A 15,923-nucleotide genomic window follows, 5' to 3' on the forward strand; every position below is an offset into this window, starting at 1 on the left:
ATTTCTGCCAATGCCGATGCCTCGACGTTCATGTCATGCCCGTCGGTGACCAGGGATCGGTGTCGACAAACGACACCGCCACCCCGCGGCGCCTGAACGCTCAGCGCCGCGCAGACCAAGGGCAAAGCGGCATGTGCCGGTTCACGTCCTTGTATAGCAGGTAGCGGAACGGCCCCGGCCCGCCAGCATAACAGGCCTGCGGGCAGAACGCGCGCAGCCACATGAAATCACCGGCCTCGACCTCAACCCAATCCTGGTTGAGCCGATACACGCCCTTGCCCTCCAGCACGTAGAGCCCGTGTTCCATGACATGAGTCTCGGCAAAGGGAATGACCGCGCCAGGCTCGAAGGTGACGATGGTCACATGCATGTCATGGCGCATGTCGTCGGGATCAACGAAACGCGTCGTGCTCCAGCGCCCCTCGGTACCCGGCATCGGGGTGGGTTCCACGAGAGTCTCGTTGGTGACCAGTGCCTCGGGCGGGGTGATCCCGTCGACCGCCTGATACGCCTTGCGGATCCAGTGAAACCGAACCGGCCCGCTGCCGGTGTTCCTCGCCTTCCATTGCGCATCGGGAGGGATATAGGCAAACCCGCCCGGCTGCATGTCATGATCGACCCCGTCGATGGTCAGCGCCAGCTTGCCCTCCATGACGAACAGCGCCGCCTCGACCCCCGGCGCGCTGTCGGGATGATCGCTGCCGCCACCCGGCTGAAGCTCGGCGATATACTGCGAGAAGGTCTCGGCAAAACCCGACAAGGGCCGGGCCAGCACCCAGAACCGCGCCTTTTCCCAGAACGGCAGAAGGCTGGCGACGATATCGGTCATGGTGCCACCCGGAATGACCGCATAGGCCTCGGTAAAGACGGCGCGCCCGCTCAGAAGCTGGCTTTGCGGCGGCAGGCCACCTTCGGGGGCGTGATAGCTGCGCTTGCTCATGGCTGGGGTCCTTCCACGTAAAGGGGGGTCTTGAACCGGTATTCCTCAAGGTTTTCACCGGGACCGATCCTGTCGATCACCGCATAATGCCCGCGCGCACCCATCGGCGCCAGCACACCGTGCCAGGTTGCGCGCAGCAGGTTCACCACCTGACCCGGACCGCTCAGAAAGGCGCGCGGCGCACCGGGGCGGCCACCCTCGTCCGGGGCAACCGTGACCAGCATGGCCACGCCGTTCAGCGGCACGAAGGTCTGGCTGCCCAGCGGATGACGCTCCATCATGTCTATGCGGCAAGGCCAGCTGCGCGCCTCGGCATCGAACAGGCTGAGACCCGCCCGCCCATCGGTGAAATCCAGCCGCGCGCGGTCATGAAACCTGCCGCAAAGACCCTCGTTTATCAGCATGTCAGGCGCGCCCCCGGCTTCGATCACGTCGCCAAAGGACCGGAATGCTGCCGCCGTCAGCGGCTCCGCCAGAAGCGCGCCGGTCATGGCAGCACCTCCTTCAGCCGCTCAAGCAGCGCCTGCTCGAACCCGTCGCAGGCGGCATCGGCCGACAGCCCCCCTGCGCTGTCCGCAGCCAGCGCCGAGCGCGCCTCGGGTCCGGCCCGCCGGAAGGCCCGGCAAAAGGCGTTGTGCAGTCCCACCGCGCTGTCATGCGCCGGGCCGAGCTCCAGCGCCCAGGCCCTCTCGGCCAGCCACGCCGCCGGACCCAGCACCGGCGCAAAAACCGCCACAAACCGCTCGCGCGACATCGCACTGGGGCGCTCGGCGCGCGCAGGCGGATGCACACGCGCCCAATGCTGCGCGATGTCGATCCGGCGCGGACACCAGACGCGCTCGTGCCGCTGCACATGCTCAAGGAACCGCTTCAGCCCCGCGATCTTGCCGGGTCGCCCGATCAGGCGGCAATGCAGGCCCACCGTCATCATCTTCGGCGCACCCGCCTGCCCCTCGGCATAAAGCGTGTCGAACGCATCCGTCAGATACGCCTCGAAATCGCCCCCCGTCACCCAGCCGGGCGAGGCAGCGAAACGCATGTCATTGGCCTCCAGCGTGTAGGGGATCATCAGCTGGTCGCGCTGCCCGAAGGCCCGCCAGTAAGGCAGATCGTCGTCATAGCAATCCGACACATAGTCAAACCCGCCCTCTTCGGCGACCAGCCGCACGGTGTTGACGCTGCAACGCCCCGTATACCAGCCGCGCGGCCGCTCGCCGACGACCTCTTCATGCAGGCGCACGGCCTCGGCGATGGCGGCGCGTTCCTCGGCCTCTTGCATGTCCTTGTGCTCGATCCATTTCAGCCCGTGGCTCGCGATCTCCCAGCCCGATGCCTTCATGGCCGCCACCTGTTCGGGGCTGCGCGCCAGCGCCGTGGCGACCCCATAGACCGTTGGTGCGATTCCCGCCTCGGTGAACAGGCGGTGCAGCCGCCAGAACCCGGCCCGCGCGCCGTAATCATAAATCGATTCCATGTTCCAGTGGCGCTGCCCCGGCCACGGCGCGGCACCGGGAATGTCCGAAAGAAACGCTTCGGAGGCCGGATCGCCGTGCAGCACGCAATTCTCGCCGCCCTCTTCATAGTTTACGACGAATTGCAAAGCGATCCTGGCGTCCCCCGGCCATTGCGGATCGGGCGGCGTGGGGCCGTGACCGCGCATGTCCCTCGGGTAGCGGTTCATCTCTGCTCGATCGCCCTGCGTCATGATTGTCGCTCCCTGTCATGCCTGTCCGCGGGCTCCGCTTTGGCCCTTCCTTTTCAGACGGCCTCAGTATATATTGTTAACAAAATAAACAAACAATTATTTTATGTCGATCTGGGTGAAGAAACCTGTAGGCTTCAACGGTAACCATCTTGTGGAGAGTTCCATGTCCGAAACACAGGAAAGCATGATCGTCGAACATGTGCTCGACGCGATCTCGGATCAGCGGCTGCGCGCCGGGACCAAGCTGGGCGAACAGGCGCTCAGCGATCTATTCTCCTGTAACCGTGCCCATGTGCGCCGCGCCCTTGCCACTCTCAGCGCCTACCAGGTGGTCGACCTGATCCCCAATCGCGGCGCCTTCGTCTCGACCCCCTCCGAGAACGAGGCGCGCGACATCTTCCAGGCGCGCCGCGCGATCGAGTCCACGATCATCCGCAACGTGGTGCGCCGCGCAAACGATGCCGACCTTGCCGCCCTGCGCTCGCATCTGACGCATGAAGACGAGGTGCGTCGGGAAAACGACCGCCCCAAGGCGATCCGCGCATCGCGCGCCTTTCACATGCTTCTGGCCCGGATCGGGCGGAACACGGTGCTTGAAAAATACCTCTCGGAACTCACCATGCGCACCTCGCTCATCATCGGCCTTTACGGGACCAACAAGGCCAGTCTCTGCGCCGATGACGAACATCGGCATATCGTCGACAGCATCGCGTCGCGTGACGAGGCCCGCGCCCAGGAGCTTGTGGATCACCACTTGCGCCATATCGAGAACGAGATCGAGTTCGGCTCTCAATCCCCGCGGATCGGGCCGCTCTCGTTCATCCTGCAACCCAGCGAAGGCTGAAAACCCGCCCCCGTCCGCGCACCCCTTCAGGTGGCGGCGGACCTGGCCTGCCCCTGCGCGTCCGGCGCGGTTTCCTGCTCATGCGCAAGGCGCCCGCGTGCGGCGTTGGTATAGCCACCCGCCTTCGATGTGGACAGCCCCGCCGCGACAAGGGCCTCCACCATCGTCACCGCGCAGGAAACCCCGTCGATCACCGGCAGCCCGAAGCGGCGCGACAGCCTGTCATTGAGATCGGCCATGCCCGCACAGCCCAGCACGATCGCATCCGCGCCATCCCGCTCCACCGCATCGCCGATCTCGGCGGCGATCAGCGCCTCGGCCCCCGCACCGTCGCTTTCAAGCTGCAGAACCGGCACATCCGTCGCCCGGATGCTGGCACAACGCCGCGACAGCCCGTAGCGCTCGAGGTTGTCGCGCAATCCCGGCAGCGAGCGCGACAGCGTAGTGACGACCGAAAAGCGGCAGGACACCATGCTGGCGGCGTGAAACGCCGCCTCGCCGATGCCGATCACTGGCCCGTCGAACATGCAGCGCAGCGCATCGACCCCGGTATCGTCGAAACAGGCCACGACAACCGCATCCACGTCGGGATGGCGCTCGGCCACCTCCAGCAGGCCATGCAGGCTGTTGGCCACATCGTGAAAGCCCTGGATGCTGGCCGGGCCGCTGCGGGGCTGGGTTGCGATGATCTGCGTGCCGGCGCGCGCGACGGCCTCGGCGGCCCTGCCGATCTTCGCCGTCATCGACGCTGTTGTGTTGGGGTTCACGACCAGTAGTTTCATGCCCTGCGCCTCCCTGCCGGATTTCGTGCGTTTCGCCACAGCCAAGATGGTTCGGCGCGCAGGTCACCCAGACCTGCATCGCTGATGGCCTGTTCGGCGGCTTGCGTCGCCTCTTGCATCACCGCTTCGGGGTCCATCGTCGCGACGGCACGCCCGCGCATGACGATGCGCCCGTCGACGATCACCGTGTCCACATCCGCCGCGTTGGCGAAATGGGTCAGCGCATGCAGCGGCATCGTCGATGGCGTCATATGCGGCTTGCGCATGTCGACCAGCACGATATCCGCCTTCTTGCCCGTCTCGAGCGAGCCGATCTCGTCCTCGAGGCCCAGCGCGCGCGCGGCGTCGATCGTCGCCATTTCCAGCACCTTGCCTTCCGGCAGGACCGAGGGATCGGCGAAATGGCGGCGGTGATAATGCATCGCCTGCGCCATGTGCCGGAACATGTCGTAACCCCGGTCCGGCGCGGCCGCATCCGAGCCAAGCGCAACGCATATGCCGCGTTCGACCATCTCGGGTGCGGGGCAGCGGCCGAGGATCGACATGATCGCGCTCGGGTTATGGGCGATGGCGGCCTTGGATTGCTCCAGCGCCACGATGTCCTCCTCGGTCAGGTCGACCGAATGCGACAACAGCGCGAATGACCCCAACAGCCCCAGCGCATGGGCATAGGCGATGCTGCCCTCACGGTGGCCGTCCTGCGTGAACAGAACGCCGTGGCGCGCGCGCAGCGCGGCGACCGCCTCGCTCATGCTGCGGATTTCGTTTTCCGGCGCCGGGTCTTTTCCCGGCGGGGCATAAACGGGCATCACAAGGCAGATGCCGGTGCGCCGCTCCAGGATATCGTTGTGGCGCGCGATCAGGTCTTCGCTGACCTCAAGCTGGCGCTCAAAGCTCAGCGGCTTCGCCCCGCCGTCCGGCCCGCGATAATTCTGCGGGAAAGGCGCGCGCCCCGGCCCCACCGCCAGCATCGTGCGCAGGCCGCTTTCGCGCGTCGCCGCGCAATGCGCATCGCCGAACGCCGGATCATCAGTGCGATAAATGTCGGCACCCCCGCCCAGCAGCGTGACGCAGGTCGTGACCCCGCCCATCAAACGCTCCAGCAGCGAAAGACGCGCTTCGGCCCGCCAGAAACCGACATCTGTGCCGCCCGCGTAAAGTGTCTCGCAGGCGCCGAACCAGGCCTGCACGTCGCCCGCCCCCATTGCCCGTACCAGCCCGTGTCCCGCATGCGAATGGCAGTCGATCAGGCCCGGAATGACCGCCATCCCGCGCGCGTCGATCACCTCGACGGCGGTATCAGCCAGATGCGCCAGATCACCGTCGCGCCCGATGGCCTCGATCCGGTCGCCCTTTACCGCGATCGCCGCGTCCTCGATGACGCGCCGCTCGGGATCGAGCGTGAGCGCGGTGGCGTGGCGGATCAGAATATCGGTCATGCGAGGTCCTTCTTGATGGGATAGGTCGGCTCGAAAATCTCTTCGACCGGTGGGTGGTTCAGCGTGCGGTCGGGATATTGCGCGACCATAGCGTCGAAACGCGCCTGCGCGCCCTCGTGCAGGGCGTGGTGGTCGACGCCGGGAATGACGCCCTCCTGCATGACGAAACGCCCGTCGATCACGACGCTGCGCACGTCACGCCCTGCGCCGTTCAGCAGCAAGGTCTGAATCGGGTCGATCACCTGCCCGATGGCCGGGTCATCCAGCCCGATCACCGTGATATCGGCGCGCGCACCCGGCTCAAGCCGCCCCAGGTCCGGCCGCCCGAGCGCATCCGCGCCGCCCAGCGTGGCAGCGTCGTAAAGATCACCTGCGCGCACCGCCTGCGCATCGCCCGCGGCCATGCGTGCCGTCATCAGCCCGATCTGCATGTTCAGGATCATGTCAGGCGGATGGGTATCCGTGCCCATGCCGATCCGCAGCCCGGCATCGCGATAGCGCGCGAAATCCCGCAGCATCGTACCGCCCCGTGCCATGACCAGCGGACAATGCGCCAGCGACGCGCCGCTCTCGGCCAGGATCTCGAGGTCGGGCGCATCATGCGCGATCCCGTTCACCCCGGCGATATAGGTCAGATGCGGCAGGATCGCGCGCTCGGACAGAAAGCCGATATCGCGCAGCCATTCGGGCGGACCCTTGCCATGCATGTCCAGAACGCTCTGATACTCGAACGCCGACTGGCAGCAATGCAGGCGAACCGGCACCGCCAAGTCACGCGACACCTGGGCGCTGCGTGTCAAGAGCGCCTCGGTGCAGGTCTCGATCCGGTCGGGCGCCAGCATGGTGCGCACCAGCCCCCCGGCGCGCCCCTCGAAAGCGGTGCAGAAACGTTCGGCCTGCTCCAGCCCCTCAAGCCCGCGCGCCTCGTCGAAATGAAACGCGATCTCGCCCGGCGCGGTGACATAGGTGTTGCCGCTGCGATAGGCCGGCCCGAGGTAAACCCGCAGGCCCAGCGCCTCGGCGGCTTCGGCGGCACCGGCGAACTCGTCCCATGTCTCGCCCCATTCACGATAGAAAAGCGAAGCGATCGGCAAGGCCGTGGTGATACCGTTGCGAATGAGGCGCGTGAAGCCATAGTGCTTCTGCCAGACCAGGTCCTCGGGCGCATACATCTCGCGCGGACCGGCCTCCATGTAACTTTGCGGCCAGACGCGCCCCTTCTTCCAAGCGGGCTGGTTGTCGAACCCCAGCACGGTGGTATCCAGATCGCCCAGCGCATCCAGATCCACGAAGCCCGGCCCGATCAGCGCCCTGCCGCAATCATGCCGCTCGGCCACCTCTCCCTCGAAACGATGCCCGACATAGATGACCGCGCCATCCTCGAACACCAGCTCGCCATCGGGGATCAGCACATGGCGGCCATTCTCATGGCCGACCACCCACGCCGCCCGCATCAGGATACGGCCCTTCTCTCGGTGCTGTCCCATCACGGTGCCTCTCTCAGCGCCCGGCCGTCGCGGGCAACGACGCGCCCCGCCTTCAGTACCAGCTTCCGCGCCGGGCGTGCGGCGACCGCATGAGTCACGCTCTCGGCCTCGACCAACACCAGGTCGGCGCGGCATCCCTCTTCGATGCCGTAACCGTCAAGCTCCATCACCCGCGCGCCGCCCCAGGAACAGCACCACAGTGCATGTTCCACGTCACGGTCGGCCCGCAGGTTGTTGCGCAGCCCCAGCAGCATCGCGCGCTCCAGCATGTCGCCATTTCCGTAAGGGCCCCATGTATCGCGGATCCCGTCCGACCCCGCGCAAAGCACGACACCCGCCGCGCGCAGATCCTCGGCCAAAGGCACCGGGCGCGACGGCGTTGCAACCGTGGCGACGTGAATCTGCGCATCGGCCAGTTCGCCCACCAACGCGCGTGCCCGGTCACGGTCAGGCATACCCAGACAAAAGGCATGGCTGATCGTGACCTTGCCCTGCATGGCATGGGCACGCGTGCGCTCGATGATCATCTCCATGCTGAAGGCGCCCAGCTCACCAGGCTCGTGCAGATGGATGTCGATGGGCTTGCCATGTTTCTCGGCCAGCGCAAAAACCGCATCCAGCTGCCCCTTGGGGTCCGCGTCGATCCCGCAGGGGTCGAGCCCGCCGACCACATCCGCCGGGCCGCGCAGGGCCTCGTCCAGCAATTCCAGCGTGCCGGGGCGCGACATCAGCCCCGATTGCGGAAAGGCGACGATCTCGATATCGACCTGGTCCGCCAGTGCCGCGCGGGTCGCCGCGACGCCCTCGATCCCGGCAAGCCCCACCTCGGTATCCACGTCCACATGGCTGCGAATGGCGGTCGACCCATGCCCCAGCGACAACAGCGCCTGGCGCATCGACTGGCGATGCGGTTCAATATCCCATTCGCGCCGCAACCGGCGCTCGGTGTCGATCTTGTCGCGCAGCGCCGGGCCGGCCTGATGTTCGCGCCAGCCCATGCCCCACAGGGTCTTGTCCAGATGGGTATGCGCCTCGACCAGCCCCGGCAGCAGGATCGCGCCGCCGCAATCCTCCTCAGGCAGGCCGTCCTCGGCGGGCAGGCCGGGGGCGATGCGCGCGATGCGCCCGTCCCGGATCAGCATATCGGTGGCGTCAGCGCCGAACGGGCGCAGGTTTCGCAGCAGGATATCGTTGCTCATGCCGGCCTCTTGGTCTGATCTTTGCCCGCAAGCGCCTCGCTCGGGGTCAGCACGAACTGCCGGTCCGAAACGATGTAATTATCCGCATGAAGCCGGGCCACCGGCTGATAGACATCCTCGCGCACATAGCGCCCGGCCTCGTCAAGGCAGGTCTCGCGCACATGCATCTGCACCACCTCGCCCAGCACGATCGCGCGGCGCGGATAATCGATGATCTGCGACACGCGGCATTCCATGGAAGCGGGCGCCTCGCGCACCCTCGGCGGCGCGACCTTCAGCGACGGCGCATGGTTCATCCCGGTCAGCGCCACCTCGTCCACATCGTCGGGGAAGTTGATGCCGCAATCCACCATCTGCTGCGCGATGGCCATGTCACACAGGTTGACCACGAACTCGCTCGACCGCCGGATATTGCGCATCGTCTCCTTTTCGACCCCGTCGGGGCGCGTCTGGATGCCCAGGATCACGATCGGCGGATCCTGCGAGAACACGTTGAAAAAGCTCATCGGCGCGGCGTTCGGCGCGCCCTCGGCACTGGCCGTCGTGACCAGCGCGATGGGGCGCGGCGCAACGAAACTGCACAGCAGGCGGTAACGGTCCTGTGGCGGCAGTTGCTCGAAATCGAACTCCATCACGCAACCCCCCGCGCCAGCTCCATCGGCGCGCGCCCCGCGGCGCCGGGGCGACCCGATGAGCCATCGGCGCCAGTCACCGCATGGCAGGCAACGCGCGTGCCGCCCTCGCGCGCCACCAGATCGGGCGATTGCGCGCGGCAGATATCACTGGCCAGCGGGCAACGCGGATTAAAGGAACAGCCCGGCGGCGGCGTGATCGGGTTGGGCACCTCGCCGGTGACGGCCACGCGATCGCGCCGCGCCATCGTGATGTCGGGCACGGTGTCCATCAGCAGCCTTGTATAGGGATGCTCGGGCGCCTCGAAGATTCGCTGCGCCGGGCCCGCCTCGACCAGGCGGCCCAGATACATGACGCCGACATAATCGGACATGAAATCCACCACCGCCAGGTCGTGACTGATGAACAGATAGGTCAGCCCCAGTTCGGCCTGCAGATCCCGCATCAGGTTCAGGACCTGCGACTGGACCGACACGTCCAGCGCCGATGTGGGCTCGTCGCAGACCAGGAAGTCGGGTTTCGACGAAATCGCCCGCGCGATCGAAATGCGCTGTCGCTGACCGCCGGAAAACTGGTGCGGGAACTTGTCGCCATCCTGCGCCGACAGGCCGACCATCTCCAGCAGGCGGCCGACCTCCCGCTGCTCCTCGGCACGGCCCGAGGTGATCGAGAAACTGCGCAGCGGCTCGGCGATGATGTCGCGCACGCGCCACCTGGGATTGAGGCTGGCATAGGGATCCTGAAAGATCATCTGGATCCGTTGCCGATACGTGCCCCGCGCCGAGGCATGCAGCCCCGTCAGGTCAGTGCCGTCAAATCGGATCTTCCCGCCCGAGGCGGCATGCAGCCCGACAACCAGCTTGGCCACGGTCGATTTCCCGCAGCCCGATTCACCCACGAGGCTGAAGGTCTTGCCGCGCGGAATGTCGATATCCAGACCGTCCACGGCCCGCAGAAAGCTCTTGCCCTTGCGCTCGATCATGCGGTTCAGCAGCGGCGGCGACAGGTCGAAGGTCTTGGACAGCCCGCGCAGCGACACCAGCGGCTCGCCCGATGCGCTTGTTGCAGCAGAGGATGTGGCGGATGTTGAAACAGCGCTCATACCGGTTCTCCCTGATAAAGGTGACAGGCGACGGCGCCGCCCTCGACCGGCACGGCGACCGGTTTCGTGCTCCTGCAGGCGTCGAACGCCTTCGGGCAGCGCGGATGAAAAGCGCATCCCGTGGGCAGGGCAGTCAGGCGCGGCATCGCGCCGTCGATCTGGGTCAGGCGCTCGGCATTGGATCCGATGCGCGGAATCGATTGCATGAGCCCCTTGGTGTAGGGGTGATGCGGCGCGCGCACGACCTTTTCCACCGGCCCGATCTCGACCACGCGGCCCGAATACATGACCGCCACCCGGTCGGCGGTTTCGGCGATCACGCCCATGTCATGGGTCACGAGGATCACCGCCGCGCCATGCTCGCGGCACATCCGCTTGAGCAGGTCCAGGATCTGCGCCTGGATCGACACGTCAAGCGCGGTCGTCGGTTCGTCGGCGATGACCAGCGACGGCTCGGCGCACAGCGCCAGCGCGATCACGACCCGTTGGCGCATCCCCCCCGAGAACTGGTGCGGATACTGGTCGATGCGCGCGTCCGGCGCCGGAATGCCGACCTCGCCCAGGAACTCGATGGCGCGGCGGCGCGCGGCCTCGCGGCTCAGGTTCATGTGGGTGCGGATCGTCTGGATCAGCTGCTGCCCCACCGTCATCAGCGGATTGAGGCTGGTCAGCGGATCCTGGAAGATCGCCCCGATCTTGCGGCCGCGCAACCGGCGCATCGCTTCCGCGGGCAGGTTGTCGATCCGCTGCCCCTCGAAACGGATCTCGCCCCGATCGATCCGGCCCGGGCGCTCCAGCAGGCCGGTGATGGCGGTGCCGGTCAGCGATTTGCCGGCACCCGATTCACCGACCATGCCCAGGATCTCGCCCGGCGCCAGGTCAAAGGTGATCCCGTCCACCGCGCGCAGCGGTCCGTGCCGCGTATCAAAGCAGATTGACAGATCGCGCACCGACAGCAGCGGGGACGTTTTTGATTGTGCGGTCATCTTGATCGCTCCTTTTCTCGGCTTCAGCGCAGCTTCGGATTGAGGGCGTCGCGCAGCCAGTCGCCCAGCAGGTTCACCGCCAGCACCAGCGCCACCAGCGTCAGCGACGGAAAGATCACCACCCACCAGATGCCGGAGAACAGATACTCGTTGCCCACCCGGATCAGCGTGCCCAGCGACGGGTTCGTCGGCGGCATCCCGACCCCGAGGAAGGACAGCGTTGCCTCGATCAGGATCGCCATCGCCAGGTTGATCGTCGCGATCACCAGGACCGGCCCCATCACGTTGGGCAGGATATGCCGGAACAGGATGGCGAGCGGGCGCCGCCCGACCAATTGCGCGGCAAACACGTATTCGCGCCCGCGCTCGACCATCGTCGAACTCCGCACGGTGCGGGCATATTGCACCCAGGTCGTCACCGTGATCGCAAAGACCAGCACGATCAGCGCGGCGCTGTCATGCATCTCGCGCGGCAGCGCGCCCCGTGCGATCCCGCTGACGAGCAGCGCCACCAGGATCGTCGGAAAGCTCAGCATCACGTCGGCGATCCGCATGAAGAACGCATCCACCATGCCACCGAAATATCCGCTGACCAGGCCCACGACGATGCCGATCACCATCGCCAGCGCGACACTCACGAACCCTACCGCCAGCGAAATGCGCGAACCGTAAAGGATCGCCGAAAGAACATCGCGGCCCTGGTTGTCGGTTCCGAGAAGAAAACGCGGATCGCCGCCCTCCACCCAGACCGGGGGCAATTCGCTGTCCCACAGGCTCAGCGTCGAAACATCGAAGGGATCATGCGGCGCGATCCAGGGCGCCAGCAACGCCGCCATCACGATACACAGCGTCACGATGGCCGCCGCCACGGTCACATAGGAAGTGCGGAAACGATAGAAGATGTCGCTCTTCAGGATCGCCGCGATGCGAGATTGGGGAAAGACTTCAAGGGCCATGTCAGGTCTCCTTCACGCCCGAACCGACAGGCGCGGGTCAATGGCGAAGTAGAGAAGATCGACGATCATGTTGATCGCCACGAATACCAGCGCGACAAGCACCAGGTAGGCGGACATCACCGGGATATCGGCGAAACTGACCGCCTGGATAAACAGCAGGCCCATCCCCGGCCACTGGAACACGGTCTCGGTGATGATCGCGAAGGCGATCATCGATCCCAGCTGCAGACCGACGATGGTGATCACCGGCATCAGCGTATTGCCCAGCGCATGGCCGAAATTCACCGCCCGGTTGGTCAGCCCGCGCGCCTTGGCGAAGCGCACGAAGTCCGAACGCAGGACCTCCATCATCTCGGCCCGCACCAGCCGCATGATCAGCGTGACCTGAAAGAGGCCCAGCATGATCGCCGGCAGGATCAGCGACTTCAGGCCGCTCACCGTCAGGAATCCGGTGCTCCACCAGCCGATCTGCACGGTCTCGCCGCGCCCGAACGAAGGCAGCCAGTTCAGCCAGACCGAGAAGATCAGGATCAGCAGGATACCGGTGACGAATGTCGGCACCGAGATCCCGATCAGCGACCCGATATTGAGGATATTGCTCAGCACCCCCTTGGGATGAAGCGCAGTGTAGATCCCGATCGGCACGCCCAGCAGCAGCGCAAAGACCGCCGCGGCCAGGACCAGTTCCAGCGTCGCGGGCAACCGCTCGGCGATCATCTCGGCCACCGGGCGCTTGTTGCGGTAGGAAATACCGAACTCACCTTTCGCGACACCGCTCACGAAGCGGGTGAACTGAACGGTCACCGGCTGATCCAGCCCCAGGTTCTCGCGCAGCGTCTGGCGATCCTCCGCCGTTGCGTTTTCCGGCAACATGCTGTTCACCGGGTCGCCGATGAACCGGAACATCGTAAAGGCGATAAGGGCGACAGCCAGCATCACCAGGACGGACTGAAGCAAACGGCGAATGACGAACGCTACCATGATGGAACCCTCCGGGTTGGACAGGTGGACGGAAAGATGAATGGGCCCGCGCGCAACCGCCGGGCCCACCCGTCGCGGATCACTCGATGGTCGCGTACCAGAGGCGCGGCTTGTTGTCGGCGGTGATCGGAATGTTCACGCCATCGCGCACCGCCCAGGCCAGCGGCTGCTGGTGCAGCGGGATCATGGCAACCTCGTCACGCGCGATCTTGAGCGCCTCGCTCATCATCGCATTGCGCTTCTCGACGTCAAGCTCGACCGCCACCTTGTCCGTCAGCGCGTCCAGCTCGGGGTTGGAATAGCCACCGGGATTCCAGGCGCCCATGCGGTCGCCCTTGGTGTGCAACAGGGCCGACAACACGCTGTAGCTGTCCAGCATCGGCAGCGTCGCCCAGCCCACCATGAAGATATCCGCGCCCCCGGCCAGGACCTTTTCAAAATGCTTGGACGGAGTCTGGGATGTCAGCTGCGCATCGACGCCGATCCGCGCCCACATGGCAGTGATCGCCTGGCAGATTTCCTCGTCATTGACATAGCGGCTGCTGGGGCAGTCGAAACCGACCTCGAAACCATCGCCATAACCGGCCTCGCTCAGCAGCGCCTTGGCCGCTTCGGCGTCGGCGGGCGGCAGCACGTCCAGCTCCTCGCTGTAACCCGGCACCGGCGGCGCCACCAGAAGCGCGGTGTTGCGTGACATGTCGCGCATGATCTTCTTGCGGATCAGCTCCATGTCGATCGCCCGCCACAGCGCCTGGCGCACCCGCACATCCTGAAGCGGGTTCTTGTCGGTCAGGTTGGAATTGTGCAGCTTGTCGGTGTGGTTCATCCCCAGCATGATGGTGCGCAGCGCCGGCGCAACGATCACCGAGGCCCCGTCGGCACGCTCGATGCGCCCGACATCCTGAAGAGGTGCCGGGGTGATGAAGTCGAGCTCGCCCGACAGGAGCGCGGCAATGCGCGTCGCGTCCGATCCGATCGGGCTGAACTCGATCCGGGTCAGGTTGTGTTCCGGCTCGTCCCACCAATCCTCGTTGACGGTCAGCACGGTGCGCGCATCGGGCTGGCGGCTCTCCAGCATGAACGGCCCGGTGCCGTTGGAATTGGCGACCGCATAGTTCTCGCGCCCGCCGCGCATGTCGGCCGGCAGCAGCGCGTCATGCTCGGCCATCCATTCCTGGTCGAGGATCAGGATGTTGGTCAGGTAGTTCAGCACGATGGGGTCCGGCCCAGACAGCACAAGATCGACCGTATACTCATCCACCTTCTCGATGGATTTCATGCCGGGAATGTTGCTCTTGACCGGCGATGTCTCATGCGCCGCCCGCTCCAGCGAGGCAACCACGTCATCGGCGGTAAAGGGATTGCCGTTGTGGAAATTGACGCCCTCGCGCAGCTTGAAGCGCAGGCGCGTCGGTTCGACGAATTCCCAGGACGTGGCCAGCGCGGGCTCGACCTCCAGATCCTGATTGTAGCGCACCAGCCCTTCATAGACATGGTTCAGGAACCCGATCGTGTTGCTCTCGGTCATCGAATGCGGGTCCATCGCCGCGATGTCGGTGGAATCGGCCATGCGCAATGTGTTCGCCCCGGCGGCGCCCGCCATAAGCGCTGCGATCGCGGTGGCGGCCAATCCGGATGTGAGACGGGATGCAAAAGTCATTGTTTTCTCCATGTTGGATATTCAGGTAGCGCGCTTCTGCGGCAGCGTTCTCAAAATCGTATCCAATTTTTGTTGACAATCAAGGGATTTTTTTACGTAATTTTGTTAACAAGAATTTGTGCCAGTTTCGCGCGTGAAATCATCGCCTTACGCGCCGGCCCTCTGTTTGCCCTGGCGCGATTGCCCTCTCCGGGACAATCGGATAACCTTCCCATTCCGCGACATTGCCGGAATCTTCCCAGACCCCGACGACCATCAGAGTGACGACTTCCATGAATGAAAAGCGCCTCGAAACGGCGGCCAGCAACGGGTCGGGAACAGTCGCCAAAGCCTTTCAGATCATTCAGTATGTCACCTCGTCGGCGCGCCACTCCGTAACCGTGTCCGAAATCGCCGAGGAACTCTCGCTGCCCCGGCCCACCGCCAACCGCCTGATCAGCAACCTGATCAAACTGGGCATGCTCAAACGCGATGGCGGCGGCACCCGCATCATCGAAGGCGACGAGCTCCTTCACATCGCCGGCGACGTGCTCGAGGGGGCCGCCTCGCGCGGACCACGGCACGAGATCCTGAGGCAGCTTGTCATCGACACCCGCGAAACCGCCAATGTCGGCGCGGTATCCTCGGGGCAGATCGTTTATCTGGACCGGGTCGAGGCGATCTGGCCGCTGGCATTCCGCCTCGATGTGGGCAGCCGCGTGCCGCTGCATTGCTCGGCCATCGGCAAGGTTCTCCTCAGCAACATGCCCCAGGCCCAGCGCCGCAAATACCTCGATGCGATGACCCTGTCTCGGCGCACCGACAACACGATCTGCGCCCGTGACGCACTCGAGGCCGAACTTGACAACATCCGCGACACCGGCGTTGCCTTCGACAACGAGGAGTGTTTCGAAGGCGTCATCGGCATCGCCGTGCCGGTCCTGTTCAAGCAGAATCAGCACAGCATGGGCCTCGCCCTGGTCGCCCCCAGCGCCCGCCAGACCCTCGAGGGCCTCCGCGATTTCCTGCCCGCCATGAAAACCGCCGCCGCCAACCTCGCCAAGTGCTACCCGGACTGATTTCTACCGCACCGCCCTAACCACCCGAAAACAATAAAGACTCGCCCTCAAGCGGCGCGCCCGGCCATGTCGGATGTCCGAATCCTGTTGGATTCGCGAACGCCCACGATTGACATCGGATCGAATATTGATCCATTGTGGATCACATAGT

General features: G+C 65.3%; 16 protein-coding genes. 3 read left to right on the top strand and 13 right to left on the bottom strand.

Features of this window, described 5'->3' with window-relative positions; translation table 11 throughout:
• Nucleotides 1-100 precede the first annotated feature (100 nt).
• The 3 genes from ROH8110_RS16695 to puuE are packed head-to-tail and all read right to left on the bottom strand — an operon-like array spanning nucleotide 101 to nucleotide 2,621.
• Complete coding sequence (locus ROH8110_RS16695) at nucleotides 101-940, bottom strand: bifunctional allantoicase/(S)-ureidoglycine aminohydrolase (RefSeq protein WP_085818877.1); 840 nt, start codon at nucleotides 938-940, stop codon at nucleotides 101-103.
• Entirely contained in the window at nucleotides 937-1,431 is a 495-nt protein-coding gene (locus tag ROH8110_RS16700) for an ureidoglycolate lyase (protein WP_085818878.1), read from the bottom strand. Before ROH8110_RS16700 ends, ROH8110_RS16695 begins: the two co-directional genes overlap by 4 nt.
• Complete coding sequence (gene puuE, locus ROH8110_RS16705) at nucleotides 1,428-2,621, bottom strand: allantoinase PuuE (RefSeq protein WP_085818879.1); 1,194 nt, start codon at nucleotides 2,619-2,621, stop codon at nucleotides 1,428-1,430. Before puuE ends, ROH8110_RS16700 begins: the two co-directional genes overlap by 4 nt.
• A gap of 187 nt (nucleotides 2,622-2,808) precedes the next feature.
• Here puuE and ROH8110_RS16710 point away from each other — a divergent pair, with 187 nt between their 5' ends.
• Nucleotides 2,809-3,489, top strand: coding sequence for a GntR family transcriptional regulator (locus ROH8110_RS16710; protein WP_085819068.1), 681 nt, complete (start codon nucleotides 2,809-2,811; stop codon nucleotides 3,487-3,489).
• Between the two features lie 26 nt (nucleotides 3,490-3,515).
• On the opposite strand, the gene ROH8110_RS16715 is transcribed toward ROH8110_RS16710, so the two are convergent.
• From ROH8110_RS16715 to ROH8110_RS16760, 10 genes are all read right to left on the bottom strand, one after another.
• The gene (locus tag ROH8110_RS16715) at nucleotides 3,516-4,271 is read right to left on the bottom strand and encodes an aspartate/glutamate racemase family protein (RefSeq protein WP_085818880.1); all 756 of its coding nucleotides are present in this window, start codon (nucleotides 4,269-4,271) and stop codon (nucleotides 3,516-3,518) included.
• Nucleotides 4,268-5,710, bottom strand: a complete 1,443-nt coding sequence (locus ROH8110_RS16720; RefSeq protein WP_085818881.1) for an amidohydrolase family protein — start codon at nucleotides 5,708-5,710, stop codon at nucleotides 4,268-4,270. Before ROH8110_RS16720 ends, ROH8110_RS16715 begins: the two co-directional genes overlap by 4 nt.
• Nucleotides 5,707-7,197, bottom strand: a complete 1,491-nt coding sequence (locus tag ROH8110_RS16725) for an amidohydrolase family protein (protein WP_085818882.1) — start codon at nucleotides 7,195-7,197, stop codon at nucleotides 5,707-5,709. Before ROH8110_RS16725 ends, ROH8110_RS16720 begins: the two co-directional genes overlap by 4 nt.
• Nucleotides 7,197-8,396, bottom strand: coding sequence for an amidohydrolase family protein (locus ROH8110_RS16730; RefSeq protein ID WP_085818883.1), 1,200 nt, complete (start codon nucleotides 8,394-8,396; stop codon nucleotides 7,197-7,199). The genes ROH8110_RS16725 and ROH8110_RS16730 overlap by 1 nt, the downstream gene beginning before the upstream one ends.
• Nucleotides 8,393-9,028 (bottom strand): flavin reductase family protein, encoded by a 636-nt coding sequence (locus ROH8110_RS16735; RefSeq protein ID WP_085818884.1) that lies wholly within the window; start codon nucleotides 9,026-9,028, stop codon nucleotides 8,393-8,395. The genes ROH8110_RS16730 and ROH8110_RS16735 overlap by 4 nt, the downstream gene beginning before the upstream one ends.
• Nucleotides 9,028-10,131 carry an ABC transporter ATP-binding protein gene (locus ROH8110_RS16740; RefSeq protein WP_085818885.1) on the bottom strand — a complete coding sequence of 368 codons (1,104 nt, stop codon included), beginning with the start codon at nucleotides 10,129-10,131 and terminating at the stop codon, nucleotides 9,028-9,030. Before ROH8110_RS16740 ends, ROH8110_RS16735 begins: the two co-directional genes overlap by 1 nt.
• Nucleotides 10,128-11,117, bottom strand: coding sequence for an ABC transporter ATP-binding protein (locus ROH8110_RS16745; RefSeq protein ID WP_085818886.1), 990 nt, complete (start codon nucleotides 11,115-11,117; stop codon nucleotides 10,128-10,130). Before ROH8110_RS16745 ends, ROH8110_RS16740 begins: the two co-directional genes overlap by 4 nt.
• 23 nt (nucleotides 11,118-11,140) lie before the next feature.
• Nucleotides 11,141-12,073 carry an ABC transporter permease gene (locus ROH8110_RS16750; RefSeq protein WP_085818887.1) on the bottom strand — a complete coding sequence of 311 codons (933 nt, stop codon included), beginning with the start codon at nucleotides 12,071-12,073 and terminating at the stop codon, nucleotides 11,141-11,143.
• Between the two features lie 12 nt (nucleotides 12,074-12,085).
• Nucleotides 12,086-13,054: an ABC transporter permease gene (locus tag ROH8110_RS16755; RefSeq protein ID WP_085819069.1), complete on the bottom strand. Its 969-nt coding sequence runs from the start codon at nucleotides 13,052-13,054 to the stop codon at nucleotides 12,086-12,088.
• 79 nt (nucleotides 13,055-13,133) lie between these two features.
• On the bottom strand, nucleotides 13,134-14,624 hold the full coding sequence (locus ROH8110_RS16760) for an ABC transporter substrate-binding protein (RefSeq protein WP_245962876.1): 1,491 nt from the start codon (nucleotides 14,622-14,624) through the stop codon (nucleotides 13,134-13,136).
• Between ROH8110_RS16760 and ROH8110_RS18950 the strand changes: the two genes are divergently transcribed.
• Both ROH8110_RS18950 and ROH8110_RS16765 read left to right on the top strand, forming a co-directional pair.
• Nucleotides 14,623-14,790: a hypothetical protein gene (locus tag ROH8110_RS18950; protein ID WP_245962875.1), complete on the top strand. Its 168-nt coding sequence runs from the start codon at nucleotides 14,623-14,625 to the stop codon at nucleotides 14,788-14,790. The two genes, ROH8110_RS16760 and ROH8110_RS18950, sit on opposite strands and share 2 nt — an antisense overlap.
• 184 nt (nucleotides 14,791-14,974) lie before the next feature.
• A complete protein-coding gene (locus ROH8110_RS16765; RefSeq protein ID WP_211330794.1) occupies nucleotides 14,975-15,772 on the top strand; it encodes an IclR family transcriptional regulator in 798 nt (265 codons plus the stop codon).
• Nucleotides 15,773-15,923 lie beyond the last annotated feature (151 nt).

Origin of the sequence: Roseovarius halotolerans (assembly GCF_900172255.1) — a bacterium.
In the GTDB taxonomy this organism is placed as follows: Bacteria; Pseudomonadota; Alphaproteobacteria; order Rhodobacterales; family Rhodobacteraceae; genus Roseovarius; species Roseovarius halotolerans.